16 protein-coding genes are annotated in these 18,518 nt (G+C 65.0%); 12 read left to right on the top strand and 4 right to left on the bottom strand.

Annotated features, from left to right (window positions below; all coding sequences use genetic code 11):
* The first annotated feature begins 1 nt into the window (after position 1).
* Positions 2-685: a dienelactone hydrolase family protein gene (locus GY937_02200; GenBank protein MCP5055517.1), complete on the top strand. Its 684-nt coding sequence runs from the start codon at positions 2-4 to the stop codon at positions 683-685.
* Between the two features lie 5 nt (positions 686-690).
* Here GY937_02200 and GY937_02195 read toward each other — a convergent pair whose 3' ends face one another.
* The 3 genes from GY937_02195 to GY937_02185 form a co-directional block, all read right to left on the bottom strand.
* A complete protein-coding gene (locus GY937_02195) occupies positions 691-1,080 on the bottom strand; it encodes a hypothetical protein (GenBank protein MCP5055516.1) in 390 nt (129 codons plus the stop codon).
* 98 nt (positions 1,081-1,178) lie between these two features.
* Positions 1,179-2,999: a translational GTPase TypA gene (typA, locus tag GY937_02190; protein ID MCP5055515.1), complete on the bottom strand. Its 1,821-nt coding sequence runs from the start codon at positions 2,997-2,999 to the stop codon at positions 1,179-1,181.
* Positions 3,000-3,113: 114 nt separating this feature from the next.
* Entirely contained in the window at positions 3,114-4,190 is a 1,077-nt protein-coding gene (locus GY937_02185) for a serine hydrolase (protein MCP5055514.1), read from the bottom strand.
* A 140-nt stretch (positions 4,191-4,330) separates the two neighbouring features.
* On the opposite strand from GY937_02185, the gene nthB reads away from it, so the two are divergent.
* The 7 genes from nthB (at position 4,331) to GY937_02150 (ending at position 12,165) form a co-directional block, all read left to right on the top strand.
* Entirely contained in the window at positions 4,331-4,963 is a 633-nt protein-coding gene (gene nthB / locus GY937_02180) for a nitrile hydratase subunit beta (protein ID MCP5055513.1), read from the top strand.
* Positions 4,960-5,604, top strand: coding sequence for a nitrile hydratase subunit alpha (nthA, locus tag GY937_02175; protein MCP5055512.1), 645 nt, complete (start codon positions 4,960-4,962; stop codon positions 5,602-5,604). The genes nthB and nthA overlap by 4 nt, the downstream gene beginning before the upstream one ends.
* 55 nt (positions 5,605-5,659) lie before the next feature.
* A complete protein-coding gene (locus tag GY937_02170; protein ID MCP5055511.1) occupies positions 5,660-7,081 on the top strand; it encodes an amidase in 1,422 nt (473 codons plus the stop codon).
* A gap of 118 nt (positions 7,082-7,199) precedes the next feature.
* A complete protein-coding gene (locus tag GY937_02165; GenBank protein ID MCP5055510.1) occupies positions 7,200-7,841 on the top strand; it encodes a TetR/AcrR family transcriptional regulator in 642 nt (213 codons plus the stop codon).
* A gap of 17 nt (positions 7,842-7,858) precedes the next feature.
* Complete coding sequence (locus GY937_02160) at positions 7,859-8,710, top strand: efflux RND transporter periplasmic adaptor subunit (GenBank protein ID MCP5055509.1); 852 nt, start codon at positions 7,859-7,861, stop codon at positions 8,708-8,710.
* Positions 8,707-8,985 (top strand): hypothetical protein, encoded by a 279-nt coding sequence (locus GY937_02155; protein ID MCP5055508.1) that lies wholly within the window; start codon positions 8,707-8,709, stop codon positions 8,983-8,985. The genes GY937_02160 and GY937_02155 overlap by 4 nt, the downstream gene beginning before the upstream one ends.
* 3 nt (positions 8,986-8,988) lie before the next feature.
* Positions 8,989-12,165: an efflux RND transporter permease subunit gene (locus GY937_02150; GenBank protein ID MCP5055507.1), complete on the top strand. Its 3,177-nt coding sequence runs from the start codon at positions 8,989-8,991 to the stop codon at positions 12,163-12,165.
* Positions 12,166-12,274: 109 nt separating this feature from the next.
* Here the strand turns inward: GY937_02150 and GY937_02145 are convergent, their stop codons facing one another.
* Positions 12,275-13,540 (bottom strand): alpha-hydroxy-acid oxidizing protein, encoded by a 1,266-nt coding sequence (locus tag GY937_02145; GenBank protein ID MCP5055506.1) that lies wholly within the window; start codon positions 13,538-13,540, stop codon positions 12,275-12,277.
* Between the two features lie 91 nt (positions 13,541-13,631).
* Here GY937_02145 and GY937_02140 point away from each other — a divergent pair, with 91 nt between their 5' ends.
* The 4 genes from GY937_02140 to GY937_02125 all read left to right on the top strand — a co-directional run bounded on the left by GY937_02140 (position 13,632) and on the right by GY937_02125 (position 18,420).
* Positions 13,632-14,309 (top strand): TetR/AcrR family transcriptional regulator, encoded by a 678-nt coding sequence (locus GY937_02140; GenBank protein MCP5055505.1) that lies wholly within the window; start codon positions 13,632-13,634, stop codon positions 14,307-14,309.
* 312 nt (positions 14,310-14,621) lie between these two features.
* A complete protein-coding gene (locus tag GY937_02135; protein ID MCP5055504.1) occupies positions 14,622-15,227 on the top strand; it encodes a hypothetical protein in 606 nt (201 codons plus the stop codon).
* A 261-nt stretch (positions 15,228-15,488) separates the two neighbouring features.
* The gene (locus GY937_02130) at positions 15,489-16,793 is read left to right on the top strand and encodes an O-acetylhomoserine aminocarboxypropyltransferase/cysteine synthase (GenBank protein ID MCP5055503.1); all 1,305 of its coding nucleotides are present in this window, start codon (positions 15,489-15,491) and stop codon (positions 16,791-16,793) included.
* Positions 16,794-16,845: 52 nt separating this feature from the next.
* On the top strand, positions 16,846-18,420 hold the full coding sequence (locus tag GY937_02125) for a homoserine O-acetyltransferase (protein ID MCP5055502.1): 1,575 nt from the start codon (positions 16,846-16,848) through the stop codon (positions 18,418-18,420).
* Positions 18,421-18,518: the final 98 nt, after the last annotated feature.

Here is an 18,518-nt window from a genome sequence, read left to right as displayed (position 1 = left end):
CATGGCTCGGCTAGGGACCGAACTCGACTGCGTGAGCAATGGGGATCCGGGGCGGGGGTACCTGGCCGTACCGGCCGGAGGCAAGGGCCCTGGGGTGGTCGTCATCCAGGAGTGGTGGGGCCTCGTCGATCATATCCGAGATGTATGTGACCGGTTGGCCCGGGACGGCATGGTCGCATTGGCACCGGATCTCTACCGCGGAGAGGCGACTACGGATCCGGATGCAGCAGGTCGGTTGATGATGGATCTGGAACTGCCGCGGGCGACCCGCGATCTGGATGGGGCGGTTCAGGTGCTGCTCGGCCACGACGGTGTGATAGGCAGCAAGGTCGGAGTGATCGGTTTCTGCATGGGGGGCCAGTTGGCCCTCGATGCCGCGACGCGCAACGACAGGATCGGCGCCGTCGTGGATTGCTACGGCATCCACCCCAATGTTCAGCTGGATCTTTCGGGGCTGAAGGCTCCCGTGCTCGGCATCTTCGCCGAACACGATGAGTTCGTCCCCATGGAGTCCGCACGCAAGCTGGAAGCAGATCTCGCGGCTGCGGGGAAGCGGGCGGACTTCACGATCTTCAGCGGCGCCGGGCACGCGTTCATGAACGACAGCCGGCCAGACGTTCACGACGCTGAACTCACTGCGAAAGCGTGGAGCCAGGTGCTGGCTTTCTTCCGGGCAGAGATCTAGGCGCTTCAGGCCTCGATCAACTCGATGTCGGCACCCGACGGGAGCGGCGGAATCAATTCGATCGTGACGGCCACGCCCGTGCGGCAAGGCTTGAGTACGGCTTCGGCAAGGGCCCCATTCTCGAGCTTCATGAACAGGAAGATTTCCCGTGCAGCGTCGCAAGCGGAATCTCGAGCCCGTTCGGAAACCCGTGCGGCAGCCAGGAAGTGTCCTGCTACCTCCACGGTGTCTTCGGCGCAGAGCTGACGGAATCCGATCTCGCGCGGCCCTCCCAAGCCCACGACCATCGGACGGCTTCCCGGACGAAGGTGCACGCGCTCGGCCGCGGTGGCCGTCGCGTATTGAAGCATCCGCTCCAGGGTGTCGGCGTCGAGCGGTTTCACGAGATCCAGCAATTCGGTGTCCCCCTGGTTTCTAGGGGACTTGTCGGTCCGAGTTGCCGCTTCTTGAGAGAATTCTGCTCTTGCCGGGAGATTCCTCCCGGGCGCCGGGTTCAGCGCTTGCGCAGATTGGCCGGGAGGACGCGCTTTCGAAGGCGCAGGGACTTGGGCGTCACCTCCAGAAGCTCGTCCTCCTCGATCCACTCCAGAGCGCTCTCGATCGTGATCTGGCGCGGGGGAGTGACCACGGTTGCTTCATCGCGGCCCGCCGCGCGGACGTTGGTGAGCTTCTTCGGCCGACACACGTTCACGTTCATGTCGCCGAGGCGCCGGTTCTCACCCACCACCTGGCCTTCGTACACCGGGATTCCCGGAAGCACGAAGAGAGTGGCACGCTCCTGGATGTTGAACAGCGAGTACGGGGTGGTCTTCCCTGTCTCGCTCGAGACGATTGCGCCCACCGGGCGCCCGGCCAGAGGCCCGGCATGCGGCTCATAGCCGCAGACCGCGTGATGCAGGATGCCCTCGCCGCGGGTGTCGGTGAGGAATTCGCTTCGGTAGCCGAAGAGCGAGCGCGACGGCACGATGAAATGGACGTGCATACGGTCGGCGCGGGGCTCCATGGAGACGACCCGGCCGCGGCGGGAAGACAGCTTCTCGACGACGACCCCGGAGGAGGCTTCCGGCACCTCGACAAAGACATCCTCGACGGGTTCGCAGAGCTTCCCGTCCACCTCGCGGGGGATGATCTCCGGCCGCGAGACGTTGAACTCGTAGCCCTCACGGCGCATCGTTTCGATCAGCACGGCGATTTGCAGCTCACCGCGACCGGCGACCTCGAAGATCTCCGGCGACTCCGTTTCTTCGATGCGGATGGAGACATTCGAGAGCGCTTCTCGTGCGAGACGATCGCCAATCTGCCGGCTCGTCAGGAAGCGACCGTCCTGCCCCGCGAAGGGTGAGGTATTGACGGAGAAGCGAACCCGGATCGTCGGCGGATCGATGGCGATTCGAGGCAGGGGGTCCGGTTGGCCCTGCTCGCAGATGGTGTCGCCGATCTCGATCGTGTCCACACCCGCCAGGATGACGATGTCACCCGCATCGCCCGCCTCGATGTCGACACGGTCGAGCCCGCGGGTTCCGAAGAGCTTGGTGATTCGGAAGGGCTCGGCCTTGTCGTTCTCGCCGATCCGGATGACCGTGCTGCCCCGCTTCATGCAGCCGCGATCGACCCGTCCGATCACGAGACGGCCCAGGAATTCGTCGTAGCCGAGGGTCACGGCCTGGAATTGCAGGGGGCCCTCGCCGTCCACCATGGGCGCCGGAGCATTCTCGACGATGGCGTCCAGCAGGGGACGCAGGTCGTTCATCGGGCCGTCGGGGCTCGTCCCGGCGATGCCCGCCTTGGCCGAGCAGTAGACCGTCGTGAAATCCAGTTGCGTGTCGTTGGCGCCGAGTTCGACCAGCAGGTCGAAGACCTCGTCGACCACCGCCTCGGCACGCTGCTCGGGCCGGTCGATCTTGTTCACGACCAGGATGGGGCGTAAGCCGTGCTCCAGTGCTTTGCCGAGCACGAAGCGGGTCTGGGGCATCACGCCTTCCACGGCGTCCACCAGCAACAGCACGCTATCCACCATGCCGAGGACGCGTTCGACTTCGCCACCGAAATCCGCGTGTCCCGGCGTATCGACCAACTGGATGCGGATGCCCTCGAAATCGATCGCCGTGTTCTTGGCGACGATCGTGATGCCGCGCTCACGCTCCAGGTCGTTGCTGTCGAGCGCACGCTCTTCCACATCGCGATGGCTCGCGACCGCGCCGGTATAGCGGAACAGGCCATCCACGAGCGTCGTCTTGCCGTGATCGACGTGGGCGATGATGGCCAGATTGCGCAGGTCTTTGCGCGGGGTCGGATGGGTTTCCGCGGGGCTCATGGGCGGCGGAACCTAGCAGGCCCGCGCCTGGCGTCGATGTCGAGGGCGCTCTCCAGCTCCCCGCCCCGCTCGAAACGCGAGTGGCGAGGCTCGCGATCCATCGCGGGCTTGGTTTCAGCCGGCTGTGGGCCGAAATGCGTCCACGAGATCCTTGCACCAGCGAACCGCTACATCGACCTTATGCGGCGAGGTATTGCCGAGGCGTACCACGACCAGGTCGAGCTTCGGGCTGATGAGGATGCGCTGGCCCCACGCGCCACTGCAGTTGAAGAGGCCCAGGCTGCCGGGAATCACCCAGAAATGGGCTCCATAGGTGCCGGAAGGGGAAAGAGAGGAAGGCGTTCGGCTGTAGTCGACCCAGCCCTCCGGGAGGATGCGTTCGTTCTCCCAGAGGCCGTCCCGAAGGTAGAGATAGCCGAAGCGGGCAAAGTCTCGTGCGCTGCAATAGCAGTGGCTCGACCCGATGAAGTGTCCCGCCTCGTCGAAGCGCGGCTTTGCGGTCTTCATTCCGATTGGCTCGAAGAGTTCCTGCTGCATGAAGGTGCGCATGCCTTCTTCGCCGCCGCCCACGGTCTCGCCCACGAGGCGCGCGAGCAGGTTGCTGGCGCCGCTGTTGTAGTTCCAGAGCGTCTCGGGCTCGACCTGATAGGGCAGGCTGGCGGCGAAGCCGGCGACATCGTGTTTCCCTTTGCCGAAGAGCATCGGTACCACATCCGATTCCTCTTCCGGGTAGTACCGAACAGCGCCCCCGCCGAGGTGCTCGGCTTCGCGGAAGCGCAGCCCATCGACCATGCGAAGCAGTTGGTCGATGGTGATGCGACGTCGCGGATCCTCTTCGGGCCATTCGGGTACGGGGATTGGCTGCGCAATGTCGAGGCGGCCCTGGCGGACCAGGATCGCGATGAGTGCGTTCGTGATGCTCTTCGCCATCGACCAGGAGAGGAATGTGTCGTCAGGGGCGACGTCGGCTGCATAGCGTTCGGCGACGATCCTTCCACGTTGAACGGCAACGACTGCGTGGGTGCGCTCCAGATCGTCGGGCTCGGGAGTGGAGAAGGCATGATCCAGCAGCTTTTCGAGGGCAGGCCGGTCGACGCGCGTGTCGAGGTCCCCTTCGGGCCAGGCTCGGGTCGGCCAGCTCAAGCCGTGAGGCTGGGGCGGGAGGGAAAGCAAGTTGGGTTCGGCCGACATGATCGTTCCTCGCGTTCGCAGGGGCCGCGCGAGGATACCCGAGATGCGGATTCTCCATGGCTCACGGGAGATCCGACACGCTTCTCTTTGCGAATCGGGCCCCGCCCGGTCTACCGTGCCAGCTGGAAGCCGGAGGTGGAATGGACGGAATTCATGATCTGGCAGGAATGGCTGGCTTCGGGCCCGTCGAAGTGGAGACGGACGAGCCGACTTTTCACGAGCCCTGGGAGGCACTTGCCTTCGGGCTCAACGTGCTTTGCGTCGGCGTTCTACGCACCTACAACGTGGATGAGTATCGGCATTCGATCGAACGCATGTTGCCTGCGCACTACCTGAGCGCGTCCTACTACGAGCGAACACTCACGGGCGTGGCCACTCTGCTGGTCGAGAAGGGCATCCTTACCCACGAAGAACTCGAGGACCGGGCCGGAGGCCCTTTCCCGCTGGCTCAGCCCGCCGCATTGGTCGAGGCCGATGGCAAGGCAAGCAGCGAATCCCCGCGGTATCAGGTCGGTGATCGGGTGCGGGTCCGCGAGATGCACCCGGCTGGCCACACGCGCGCCCCTCGTTATGTACGCGGAGTCCAGGGCGAAGTGCTTCACGTGACGCCTCCCTTCTCGTATCCGGATGCGGCGGCCCATGGTCTCCCGCCGCGCAGCGAGCCGACCTACCACGTGCTCTTCCAGGCGGAAGATCTGTGGGGCGACGCAGCGGGCGCTCGCGAGTCTGTCGTCGTCCAGCTCTGGGAGACCTATCTGGAGGAAACAGGATGAGTCGTGAACGGGACGCCATGCCGCCGGCGGGGATCGCCGAACGGGCCTCCGCCGTGCGAACCGCCCTCGAGGAAAAAGGCCATCTGCCCGAGGGCCAGTTCGACACACTTCTCGATGCCACGCTGGGCCAGCTCGAGGAGGTCATGAACTGGCGCAACGGCGCAAAGGTCGTCGCTCGGGCCTGGACCGACCCCGCCTATCATGCGCGTCTGCTCGCGGACGGGACGGCCGCCTGCGCCGAGCTTGGCTTCGAAGGCCCGCAAGGCGAGTACATCGTCGCACTCGAGGATGAGCCCGAGCTTCATCATGTGATCGTGTGCACCCAGTGCTCGTGCACGGCCTGGCCGGTCCTCGGCCTGCCTCCGGACTGGTACAAGAGCCCCGAGTACCGGGCTCGGGTGGCGCGTGAGCCTCGCAAGGTCCTGCACCAGATGGGTCTCGACCTGCCCGAGACGATCGAGATCCGGGTGTGGGATACGACCGCCGAATCCCGCTTCATCGTCCTTCCGCTGCGCCCGGCAGGGACGGAAGATTGGACCGAGGAACAACTGGCTGACATCGTGACGCGGGAGTCGATGATCGGTATCGCCATGGTGACGCTCGATGCCGCTTCGGAGAACCGGCGCGAGGGGTCGAGCTGATTGAACCGACTGCCGATCTGGCGGCTGCATCCGTTCGAACGTTGGAGGATGAGCGATGACCCTTCCGGATTCCTTCCATTGGCTCTCAGCGCTGGAAGTCGGGGTTGCAATCGGCCAGGCCGAGTTCTCGTCTCTCGAGATCACGGAGGCGATGCTCGGACGAATCGAAAGATTGGATCCGAAGGTTCGCCCCTACAATCTCGTTCTGGCTGAGCGCGCACTTGCACAGGCGGAGAAGCTCGATGAAGAACTCCGTGCGGGGAGCTCGAGAGGCCCGCTACACGGCGTCCCGATCGCGATCAAGGATCTCTGCGATATCGCCGGCGAGCCGACCTATGCGGGAACGCAGTTTCTTGGAAAGCTCGGTGTTGCGAGCCAGACATCTTGCGTGGTCGAACGGCTCGAAGCCGCCGGTGCGGTCATCCTGGGAAAGCTCAAGCTGACCGAAGGTGCATTCACCTCCCATCATCCGAGCGTAGAGCCTCCGATCAATCCCTGGTGCGAAGAGCGCTGGACGGGCATTTCAGCCAGCGGATCAGGCGTCGCGGCTGCTGCGGGCCTGGCGTTTGCAACGCTCGGCTCGGATACGGGCGGATCGATCCGTTTCCCGTCGGCGAGCTGCGGACTCACCGGTCTCAAGCCGACCCACGGCCGGGTTCCCCTCCACGGGGTCTTCCCGCTCAGCACCTCACTCGACCATGTGGGGCCGATGACGCGCGACGTCGCGGATTGCGCGGCGGTCTTCGGCGTGATCGCCGGTGGTGACGCTCGCGATTCGCAGAGCCTCTGGCTGAACGCATCCCAGCAGGAAGGTGACTCCATCGCCCAGCCTCCCGAAGCGAACGCTCGAGGCGTTCGAATCGGTATCGACCCACGAGCCTTCGAGGTAGGCGATGAGAAGATGGCGGGCCTGGTGTTGGCCACCTCCGAGGTCTTTCGTGGCCTGGGAGCCGAGATCGTCGAACTCGAACTACCCGATATGACGCCAACCGCCGGCGCCTGGCCGATCATCTGCGCGGCAGACGTGGCCAATGCGCATGCGGCGACCTTTCCTTCCCATGCCGACGAGTATGGTCCGGATCTTCGCGGCCTTCTCGAACTCGGGAATGCAGTGTCGGGACGAGCCCTGGCCGAAGCGAATGCCGTACGCGACGCCTACGCGATCGGCTTCGATCGTCTCTTCGACGAGGTATCAGCGGTTCTCACTCCGGTCATTCCCCTCCCGCTGGCTGCCGACACGAATATCGGTGGAAGCGATCTTCCACCGGAGCAGGGACTCCTGCTCATGCGCTTCAACCTGCCCATCGACATGGCACGCACTCCCTCGCTGACGATGCCCTGCGGATTCACTGGCGACGGAGCGCCGGTCGGGTTCCAGCTCGTGGCCCGCCGCCTGCACGAGTCGCGGCTGCTCGGTTTGGGTGCCGCGTATCAGGGCGCAACCGGGTGGCACGAAGCTCATCCGGAAATCGGGTAGCGGCGACCGAATCCGCCTTCAGCCTCCATCGGAGGCCGGATCTGACCAGGAAGAAGAGAATTGGATCCCCCGAGGGGAGTTGACCGGCCGGCCAATTCACTCCATGTTCCCTGTGGTCATGGCCCTCCCTTCGACCACCAGCGCCGGCCAGAGCCCGCGAGACGGCGAACAGACGCGCCTGGCCATCCTCGAGGCGGCCGAGCAGGTATTCGCCGAACGCGGATTCGCCGGTGCCAGCCTGCGGGATCTCGCCGACGCCGCCGGGGTGACCCGAAGCCTGATCCACCACCACTTCGGATCGAAGGAAGACTTGTGGCTGGCGGTCGCGGACCATCTCTTCGCTGACTACGGCGAACGGCAGAGCGAAATCCTGGCCCGCCCCTCCCTCGACATCGCGGGCTTCGAGGAGTCGGCACGCGCGCTCTTCGCGTTCCTCCAGGAGAAGCCCAACTTCGTCCGATTGCACGCGTGGGCGAACGCATCCAACGCGGTGCAGCAGCCGGCCCGCGAACTGGCCCTGCGCGGCACCGAAAGATTCCGCGAGATGCAGAAGCAGGGCCTCATGCGGGACGACATCGACCCTGCATCGGCTCTCATCGCTCTATTCAATCTCGTCGAACACTGGTTCCAGGCGCGGCCCAGCCTCCAGCGGAGGATGGGAGATGCGCTCCCGACCGACTCTGCGTTCCTGGAAGACCTCGTGCGCGTCCTGATACGGGGAATCCAACCATGCGAACCGAAAACCGAGCTCGATCCCTGACAGCCGCCGCTGTTTCCATGGCAGTCCTGCTGTGCCTGGGCTGCGAAGTGGGAAACGGCGCGAGCAACGACATCGAACCTCAGGCCGCATCGACGTTGCTCGTGCGAACCGCACCGGTGCGGCTGGCGACGAGCTACCGCGTGCGCGAGACGTTTGCAGGTCGCGTGGAGAGCCGTCGCAGCAGTGATCTGGGCTTCGACCACGCCGGCCGGGTGGTGAACCTCGGCGTCGATGAGGGAGACCGCGTCGAACAGGGAGACCTCCTCGCCTCACTCGAGACGCGCGACCTGCGGGCCCAACTGCGCGAACTCCAGGCGCGGCGCCAGGCGACCGCGGCCCGACTCGAGCTGGCGCAGCGGACGGCGGCCCGACGCGAGAAGCTGGTGAACCGCGAGAGCATTTCACAGCAGGCGTTCGATGAGGCGCGCTTCGACCAGCAAGCCCTGAGCGCCGAGCTCGAGGCATCGAAGGCCGGAATTGCGCGAGTGAAGGTCATGCTCGAGCTCTCGGAGTTGCGGGCACCTTTCGCGGGCATCGTGGTCATGCGCTCTGTGGACGAAGGCACCGTCGCTACACCCGGGCAGGCCATCCTGCGCATCATCGAGGTCGGTCCCCTCGAACTTCGGGTGGGACTGCCTCTTGCCACGGCCGACGCTCTCGATCCCGACGCGAGCTACGTCGTCGAGGTGGAAGGAGCCGAACGGACTGCGCGCCTTCACGCGCGGCTGCCCGAGGTCGATCCGCAGCCCGGACCCTCACGGCAATCTTCCACATCGACGCCGAGGAGGGCGGTGCGATCGCGGACGGAACCCTCGGGCGGCTCGTTCTCGAAACGGCGCGGCCCGGCGAAGGCTACTGGTTGCCGATGACCGCACTCACCGAGGGACGACGCGGGCTCTGGAGCGCCTATGCCATCGCGGCGGCCGAGGATCCCGGTTTCTTCCGGGTGGAGCGCCGCGATCTGCAGGTCGTCCACGTCGAGACCGACCGGGTGTATGTCACGGGTACGTTGAACGACGGTGACCGGATCGTGACGAGCGGCGTCCACCGCATCGTAGAGGGGCAGCTCGTACGAGCCACGGAAGAGACCGCGAAATCCCAACCCTCCGACCCGGGCCCAGGCGCCGACGGAGCGGAGGGGTAGGGCGTGGCGAACCTCTTCTACCGCAATCCGCGTCTCACCATCCTCGCGGTCATGCTCGCGACCATCGCGGGCATCGCGGCCCTTGGGAGCCTCGCACGCTCCGAGGATCCGGCGATGGCGGGCCGCTTCGGAATGGTCACGACCTTCTTCCCGGGTGCGAGCGCTCTGCGAGTCGAGTCGCTCGTCACCGAACCCATCGAGGCCGAGCTTCGCCAGCTCCACGAGATTGAGGATATCAATTCGACTTCCCGCACCGGGGTTTCGACGATCGCAATCCAGTTCGGAGACGACTACGGCTTCGACGAAGTGGACGAAATCTGGTCCAAGGTGCGCGACCGGGTGAGTGACGCTGCTGGCGGCCTTCCCGCAGGTGCCGGTGTTCCCGTCGTCGAGGACCGGACATCGACTGCGCTGACCTTGCTCCCGGCCTTCGTCTGGGACGGTGCCGGCGATGCACCGCTCGGAATCCTCACCCGCTTCGGCGAGGAACTCCAGAACCGTCTGCGCAACGTGCCCGGCACCAAGGAGGTCGAGCTCCTCGGCGAGGCTGAAGAGGAGGTTCGGGTCAGCATCGATCCGTTCGAAATCGCATCACTCGGGTTGCGCCCCAGCGATGTCTCGGCGGCGATCGCTCGCGCAGATTCGAAGGTGCCGGCCGGTCAGCTGCGCGCCGAGTTGAGCCAGCTCGTCATCGAAGTCGCCGGCGAGCTGACTTCGGTCGAACGGATTCGGCGGATTCCCTTGCGGCAGGAAGCCGACGGCCGGGTATTGCGCGTGGGCGACGTGGCGCAGGTGGAGAAGACCGTGCGCGAGCCCGTCGAGTCGGTCGCGCTGGTCCGCGGCCGTCCGGGCGTAATGGTGGCGACCACCATGGAGCCGTCCTACCGCGTCGACGTCTGGGCCGAGAAAGCCCGTGCCATCGTCGAGGCGTACCGGGCGGAGATGCCACCCGGGATCTCTCTCGAACTCGTCTTCGATCAGAGCATCTACACGCAGGCGCGGCTGGCGAACCTTGCGGGAAACCTGCTTCTCGCTTCGGCCATCGTCTGGCTGGTGCTGCTCGTGATGATGGGCGCCCGATCGGCCCTGATTGTCGGAAGTGCTCTTCCTCTCACGGTCGCGATGGTCCTCACCCAGTACAACTGGATCGACATGCCACTCCACCAGATGTCGATCACCGGCCTCATCATCGCCCTGGGCCTGCTGATCGACAACGCGATCGTCGTGGTGGACGAGTACAACTCGCTCGTGCAGGAAGGCAGCGCGCCGGGCGACGCCGTTTCGGAAGCCGTGCGCCATCTGTTCGTTCCGCTGCTCGCTTCTTCGGTCACTACCATCCTGGCGTTCCTGCCCATCGTGCTCTCGCCGGGGCCGATGAGCGAGTTCGTCGGGCCCATCTCGATCGGTGTCGCCCTCGCGGTCGGCAGCTCGTTCTTCCTTTCCATGACCGTGATCCCGTCGATCGCGGGGCACTTCACGGCTGAACGCGGTGAACCCGGTTCGCGTTTCTGGCGAGACGGCTACTCGAATGCGCGCATTCTCGCGTGGTACGAGCGCAGCCTCGATTTCGTGCTCGCGCGCCCGTGGCGCGGCGTCGCCGTCTCGGTTGCGCTGCCCCTGCTCGGCTTCTACGTCGTCACGACCCTGCCGAGCCAGTTCTTCCCCTCGAACGACCGCAACCAGTTCCAGGTCCAGATCGTGCTCCCGAGTCAAACTTCGCTCGCGGCCACCCTTGTTGCGGTGAAGCGTGCGCGTTCGATCGTGAACGGCAAGGAAGAGGTGGTCGAGAGCCACTGGATTGCCGGCGAAGGAACACCGCGGGTCTACTACAACGTGATGCCAGGCCAGGACCGCAACTCCGCTTTTGCCGGTGGCTTCGTGAACACCACCAGCGCGGCGGCAACCGGCCGCCTGCTCCGTGAACTCCAGCAAGAACTGTCCGATGCCTTCCCCGATGCGCGAATCCTCGCATCCGCCTTCGAGCAGGGCCCACCGTTCGACGCGCCGATCGAGATCCGCGTTGTGGGGCCGGACATCGGCGAACTGCGCCGCCTGGGTGAGGAATTGCGCGTCGTGCTCGCCCAATCCGAGAACGTCACCTACACGCTGGCGCAGCTTCGATCGGGTGAGCCCAAGCTCCTGTTCGAGGCTGACGAGGAAGCGCTGCGCATGGCTGGCTTGCGGCTGGTGGATGTGGCCGATCAGCTCTCTGGCCGCATCGAAGGCGTGGTCGGCGGCTCGATCCTCGAGGCCAATCAGGAACTCCCGGTACGGGTTCGCGTGGCAGACGACGACCGTAGTGAACTAGCGAGACTGGCCAGCGACTACGTGGTGCGCGATGGCGCCAGGGCGACGGGCGGCGTGATTGGCGGAGTTCCACTATCGGCGGTTTCGAAAGTCACCCTGGTACCCGAGTTGGCGGGGGTTCCCAGGCGGCAGGGCGAACGTGTGAACACGGTGCAGGCGTTCCTGCTGCCGTTTACCATCATTTCTTCCTCTCTCGAGGACTTCGAGCGCCGGCTCGAACAGAGCGGCTTCGAACTCCCGCCGGGCTACCGCCTGGAGCTGGGTGGCGAGAGCGAGCAGAGCGACGACGCCATGGCGAATCTGATGCGCTTCGTGGTGCCGCTCTTCGTCATGATGGCAGGCACCATCATCCTCTCGTTCAACTCATTCCGCATGGCGGGCATCATCGGGATCGTCGCATTCCTCTCCATCGGCCTGGCGTTCGTGGGGGTCTGGGCCTTCGGCTACCCCATGGGCTTCAATGCAATCCTGGGCACGATGGGACTCGTCGGCCTGGCGATCAACGGGGCGATCGTGGTGCTCTCCGCGCTACGAGCTTCACCGAGCTGCGAGCACGCCGAACCGGAAGAGGTGCGAAAGGTGGTCGTGGGCGCCACGCGTCACATCGTATCGACGACGCTCACGACCGTGGGTGGCTTCATCCCGCTGATCGTGTTCGGCGGCCGCTTCTGGGGCCCGCTCGCAACTGGAATCGCCGGCGGTGTCGGAGGCTCCGCGATCCTCGCGCTCTACCTGGTGCCGTCACTCTACGTGAGCTTCGTGCGCCGCCAGGATCGGCGCGACGAGCGACTTCATCCGACCGCCGACGAAACGAACGTCGAGCGCCTCGAAACGCCCCCGTCGCACGAGAGTGAGGTTGGCCTCGCTGTGTAGCCCCGACCATGCGCCATGGTCGTGATTCTGGAATCCGAGTTCCACGGGATCCGGCTCGAGGGAGTCCCTGCATGCCGGAACGGCCTTCCGCTGTGGGAGGTTGGCCGGCTCAGCCCGTTTCTACGAAGTCTCGTGTGATCGACGCGATGTCCGGGGTACCCATGTGGCGCATCACGGTTTCGAATTCACGGCGCAGGAGGCGCAGAACGCCGTCGACACCAGGCTCGCCGAATGCCGCCAGGCCCCAGAGGTAGGGGCGGCCGATGCAAATCGCGGAGGCACCCAGGGCGAGGGCGGTGAAGACATCGGTGCCGCGGCGGAAGCCGCTATCGATCATCACCGGGATGCGCCCGGCGACCGCGTGCACGATCTCCGGCAGCACCTCGATCGTGGAGAGCGAATTGTCCATCTGTCTGGCACCGTGGTTGGAGACGATGATGCCGTCGACGCCATGTTCGACAGCGAGGCTGGCGTCTTCGTGGGTGAGGATTCCTTTCAGGACCAGCTTCATCGAAGTCGCGTCGCGGATTCGGTCAACGTATTCCCAGTCGAGATTGACCGCATCGGACGCGAACTCGAGAGGATCCTGTCCGAACGCCGTGAGGATGCGCCCGATTCGTCCCACCGTGCTGGGGCCATGGCAGCTCTGGCATTCGCGGCTCTCCGTGCTCGGGAACGGGTCACCAGGCCCACGGAAGCGGCGCAGGCGATCCTGACTGCCGAATCCGACGTAGTCCACCGTCAGTACGACCACCGAGCAGCCAGCCTCTTCCGCCTTCTTGAGCTGCAGCCGGGTCACCGGCCAGAGACGAGGCGTCACCAGCATGAACCAGACAGGGGCTCCGCGCGCCTCGAGCACATCGTCGAGCGACTTCGCGGACAGCGTCGAGAGAATCTGGAGCTGATCTGTGCCCTTCGCCGCGCGTGCGACGGCCAGCTCGCCCTCGGGGTGGAAGGCGGTCTGCATTCCAGCCGGGGCGAGCACGATCGGACAGGAGGCTCGGGTACCCAGGATCTCAGTGGTCGTGTCCAGTTCGCGCACATCGACCATGCGCCGAGGACGAAGCCCGAAACGTCCGAACCCCGCCCGGTTTGCGTGAAGCCCTCGCTCATGGTCGACGCCGGTGGCCAGATAGGCGTAGTGGCCCGGCGAGAGCGTTTGCTTCGCAACGGCACGGAAGTCGAAGACGTTGATCGCGTCCGCGGGCGACGCGATGAGCTCGCCGGCAGGAGACAGATCGGGTTCGCAGCGCGCGAGGGATTCTACGAGCTCCCCGAGGGCGGCGCTGGGGCGCGGCGCAAGGAGCAGAGGGCTGCTCAGCAGGAAGCGGAGGAGGGCGCGGCGGCTCGCGCGGGGGGATTCGCGGGAGAGCATAAAGCGAATGTCCCTTCGTTTTTGGGTCATGTCAAGAAAAAACGAAAGAACTTTCGCTTTTCTGCGCTCAAGCTAGGATCCCCTTATGGTCGTGTCCCCGAAGCGTGCAGGGCGTGGTTCGCGAACGGCTCCTGCACCGCCGGCCCCCCGGGAGTTCAAACAGACGCGGGCTCGCGCGTCCTACGAGCGCATCCTGGTTGCGGCGGTTCAGCTCTACGGGGAGCGAGGTTTCCAGGCCACACAGACACCCGATATTGCTGCGCGCGCCGGCATGAGCGTCGGCGGCCTCTATCGCTATTTCCGCGACAAGCATCAGATCTTCCTGGAGGTGGTGCACCGGGCTCTCGAGCACAATCGCCAGGAGCAGGATCGAATGGTCGCAGCGGTCGAGGTGGCGCTGGCGGCCGGCGAAGTCGATCTGCGGCGTGTCATCGAGCATATTGTCGATTGGACGTGGAAGGCACTGCATCCGGTGCCACCCGATCTGCTGCGTACGTTCGCGGCCATGGCGTACACGCATACCGCGTTCGCAGAACTGAGCGATCAGTACGACCGCTACGAACGTCAGGCATTCGCGCGGGTGCTTGGGAAGCTCACGTCGCGAGAACGCGTGCGATCGCCGCTGGCGGCTGCACGTCTGCTCGACATCATCGTCCCAACGGTCGGGATCTGGACTGCGCTCCACCCGGACGATGCGCGCGGAGTCAAGGAGGCGATGGTCGAGATGATCTGCCGCTACCTGGCCGACGGGCATTCGAATCCCGCCTGATCCACCGAACGCCTCGGAGTTGCGCGAACTTCCGGACGGTCAATTTCAACCGCGGTATCGCTGACATCCGCAATATGCCCCCAGGGGTCACGAGCAAGCCATCCTCGACCATGCCTCATTCGTCGATCGCGCGAATGCCCTTCGGATCCCCTCGGTGTGCGGCCATGTCCTGGCTCGGGGAACGAGTGGTCCACGATCGGATCCCCAACCTTCGCGAGGCCTCACTCTCCGCATGCGGTGCCGTGCTTGCCCAAGTATCCAGCCAACGCAGGCGTCCGCGGTGGGGTAGCCTCGCCGCATGAGGAGAATGCCGTGAGTGAATCCAGATCGCCTTCGAAACTCCAGACCGTCGTTGGCTGGGGGTTGCTCGCCCTCGGCATCGCCGTCTTCGCCGTCCGCTTCCTTCACGAGGGCGCCTACGCGGTGCCCCGCGGCGGGAACCTGTTCGGTGGTCTGGGCGCGCTGGTGCTAGGCGGCGTGCTCGTGTCGTCCGCCGGGCCGCGCTGGCTCGGGTGGCTGGCGTTGGCAGCCAGCCCGGTAGTGCTCTTCTTCGGGCTCTACGCCGCGATGGCGGAGCTCGAGGAAGTGGTGTCGCTCTACGCGACCGATAGCGCCGGCCGGCCCGCCGAGCTGCGGCTCTGGATCGTGGACCGGGAAGACGGCGAGTGGGTGGGTATGCCGCGCACGAAGGCGCTCGAGCATTCCCTGGATGGCGCACGCCTCGAACTGCTCAGAGGTGGGGAGACCCGCTGCGTGGTACCGGCCCTTCACGAGGACCGCGCGACAGTCAAGGCGATCCACACCCTCAAGGTCGAGAAGTACGCCGTGGCCCGCGCCGCAGCTGCGATCGGTCTCTACCCCCGCGAAGCCCCCGAAGCCGCGAGCTCCCTGCGACTCGATCCGTGCCCGGCCGGGTAGGGGAGCCGCCCTGCCGCTCACTCGATCCCCAGCCTCTTCAGCTTCCCCTGGATGCTCTCGGTGCCAGAAGATCCGAAGCCTCCGGATCGATCTCGCACGAATGCCTCTCCAACCCGGTACACCCTCAGCGAAGGGGTGATCCCCGCCGCCGACCGCGTCGAAGAGCTTGCGTGCCTCGCTTCGACTAGGCTTGCCTGCCCGCGCGAGCGCGCTCCCGCGCCTCGAACCCTCCGCCCGGACCCCCCGAAAGGATTCTCCGAAATGAGCGACGAACCCACGCCCCAAGGCCTCGGAACGATGGCGGTCCACGCTGGCCAGGAACCCGATCCCACGACCAACGCGCGCGCGGTTCCGATCTACGCCACGACGTCGTACGTATTCAACGACACCGAACATGCCGCGAACCTCTTTGGCCTGACCGAGTTCGGCAACATCTACAGCCGCTTGATGAACCCCACGAACGATGTGCTCGAAAAGCGGCTCGCGGCGATGGATGGCGGCGCCGCGGCTCTCAGTTTCGCGTCGGGACAGTCGGCGATCACGGCCGCGATCTTGACGATCTGCCACTCAGGTCAGAATTTCGTTTCGTCGACGAGCCTGTACGGCGGCACCTGGACGCTCTTCACGCAGACGTTCAAGAACCTCGGGATCGAGGTGCGTTTCTTCGATCCGAACAAGCCCGAGTCGATCCACGAACTCGTCGACGAAAACACGCGCTGCGTCTATTTTGAGAGCATCGGAAACCCCAAGAACGATGTGCCCGACTTTCGGGCGATCTCCGAGATCGCCCATGCTCACAAGTTGCCTTTGCTGTGTGACAACACGGTAATGACCCCTTCGCTATTGCGCCCGATCGAACACGGCATCGATATCGTGATCTACTCCACCACCAAGTTCATCGGTGGCCACGGTGTTCACATCGGTGGCGTCGTGATCGACAGCGGAAACTTCCAGTGGGCCGACGATCCGGAGCGCTGGCCCGAGTTCTGCGGACCTTCGCCGTCCTATCACGGTGCGGTCTTCGAAGAGGCGCTTCGCCCGGTCGGAAACATCGCGTACATCATGCACATCCGGACCCATTGGTTGCGCGATACCGGTGCGGCGATGAGTCCATTCGCGGCTTTCCTCACCTTGCTGGGTCTCGAAACGCTGCACCTGCGCATGCCGCAGCATTGTGGCAACGCGCAGAAGGTGGCGGAGTTCCTCGAAAGCCACGACGCGGTCGAGTGGGTGAATTATCCGGGGCTCTCGAGCCACGCGCATCACGAAGCGGCGAACCGCTACCTGCCGAACGGCTCGGGTGCACTTCTCGGCTTCGGAATTCGGGGCGGCGAAGCAGCGGGCAAGAAGTTCATCGAGAGCGTGAAGCTTGCGAGCCACCTCGCGAACATCGGTGATGCGAAGACGCTCGTCATCCATCCGGCTTCGACGACCCATTCGCAGCTCACCGTCGAGGAGCAGGCCTCGACCGGCGTCTCGCCCGAATACGTTCGGGTGTCCGTGGGGATCGAAGACGCGGCCGACATCATCGCGGACCTCGATCAGGCGTTGCGCGCAAGCCAGTAGGCGGTGTCCACTTCGCAAAGACGTAGTTCAGAGACCGTTTCGTGATGGCCCCGTGAGCGATCCGACCAGCAGCGACGATCTGCGGAGTGCCGCTCGGCTGCGCCACGCGCAGACCTTCGTGTCGAGCATGCCGCTCGCCCTGGCGAGCGGTGCCGAACTACCCGAAGTGACGATCTGCTACGAAACCTACGGCGAACTCGACGCCGACCGCAGCAACGCAGTGTTGATCTGTCACGCGTTGAGCGGTGATTCCCACGTCGCACGCCACGCAGAAGACGACGATCTCGGCTGGTGGGACGTGATCGTCGGGCCCGGAAGCGCGATCGACACGAATCGCTACTTCGTCATCTGCAGCAACCTTCTCGGTGGCTGCCGGGGCACGACGGGGCCGAACTTCATCGACCCCGCGAGCGGGCGGCCGTACGGGGCGGACTTTCCTGTCGTGACGGTCGCGGACATGGTGGAAGTCCAGAAGCGGTTGGTCGACCATCTCGGGATCGAAACCCTGCGGGCGGTGGTCGGGGGGTCACTCGGTGGCCTTCAAGTGCTCGAATGGGCGACGCGTCATCCCGATGCCGTCGCGACGGCAATCGTCGTCGCGGCAGCCCCTCGTCTCAGCAGTCAGGGTATCGCGTTCGATGTCGTGGGTCGCAACGCGATCCGTCATGATCCGCGCTTCGCGGATGGGCAGTACTACGGAGGGCCGGGGCCAGAAGCAGGGCTCGCGCTCGCGCGCATGCTGGCTCACATCACCTACCTGTCGGACGAATCGATGCGCTCGAAATTCGATCCGACACGCCTGCAGCCACGTGCGATCGAGACCGGGTTCGAAAGCACGTTTTCAGTGGGGACCTATCTCGCGCACCAGGGGGACCGCTTCGTCGAGCGCTTCGACGCGAATAGCTACATCACGCTTTCGACTGCGATGGATCTCTTCGATCTGGGTGAGACCGATGCCGCGTTGCGGGCGGCTCTCGAACCCTCCCACTGTCGCTGGCTGTTTCTCAGCTTCTCGAGTGATTGGTTGTACCCGCCGGCGGCGTCACGGCGAATCGTGGATGCGCTGCTCGCACAGGGGCGATCCGTGAGCAGCTGCGAGATCGAGAGCCCGGCTGGACACGATTCATTCCTCCTCGAAGACAGCATGCGCGACGGCGCGCGGATGATCGCCGCGGCGCTTTCCACGGAGGCCGGATCCGAAGCCAGCATCCGGGTCCCCGATGAACCCCGGATCGACGAGCCGACCGGTATCTTCTTCGCGCGCCGGCTCGACTACGAGATGATCCTTCGCCTGATCCCCAAACAGGCGAGTATCGTCGATCTCGGCTGCGGCAACGGAGACCTCCTCGCGATCCTACGCGATCGCGGTCACGAGCCGGTGCTGGGTGTCGAACGCGACCAGCACGAAGTCGTCGAATGTGTGTCGCGCGGGCTCGACGTGATTCATGCGAACCTCGACAAGGGTGTCGCGGCGATCCCCGACAAGAGCTTCGAAGTGGCGTTGCTCTCGCAAACCCTGCAGTCGATGGTCGATGTGACGGGCGTACTCAACGAGATCGTTCGCTTGGCACACCGCGGCATCGTGAGTGGGGATGTCCCAGAACCGGTTGATTTTCTGAGAGTTTGAGAGCGGCGGCTCCTTCACCCTCCGTGTATTACGGAGGGGGTCACTACACCAAGAAGGAACCGCCACCATGACCAAGCATGCCAAGAAGTCCGATCATC

The sequence above is a fragment of the bacterium genome (assembly GCA_024228115.1).
Classification (GTDB): Bacteria; Myxococcota_A; UBA9160; order UBA9160; family UBA6930.
Note: the sequence above shows the minus strand (reverse complement) of the source record. Positions and strands in the feature narration are given on the sequence as shown.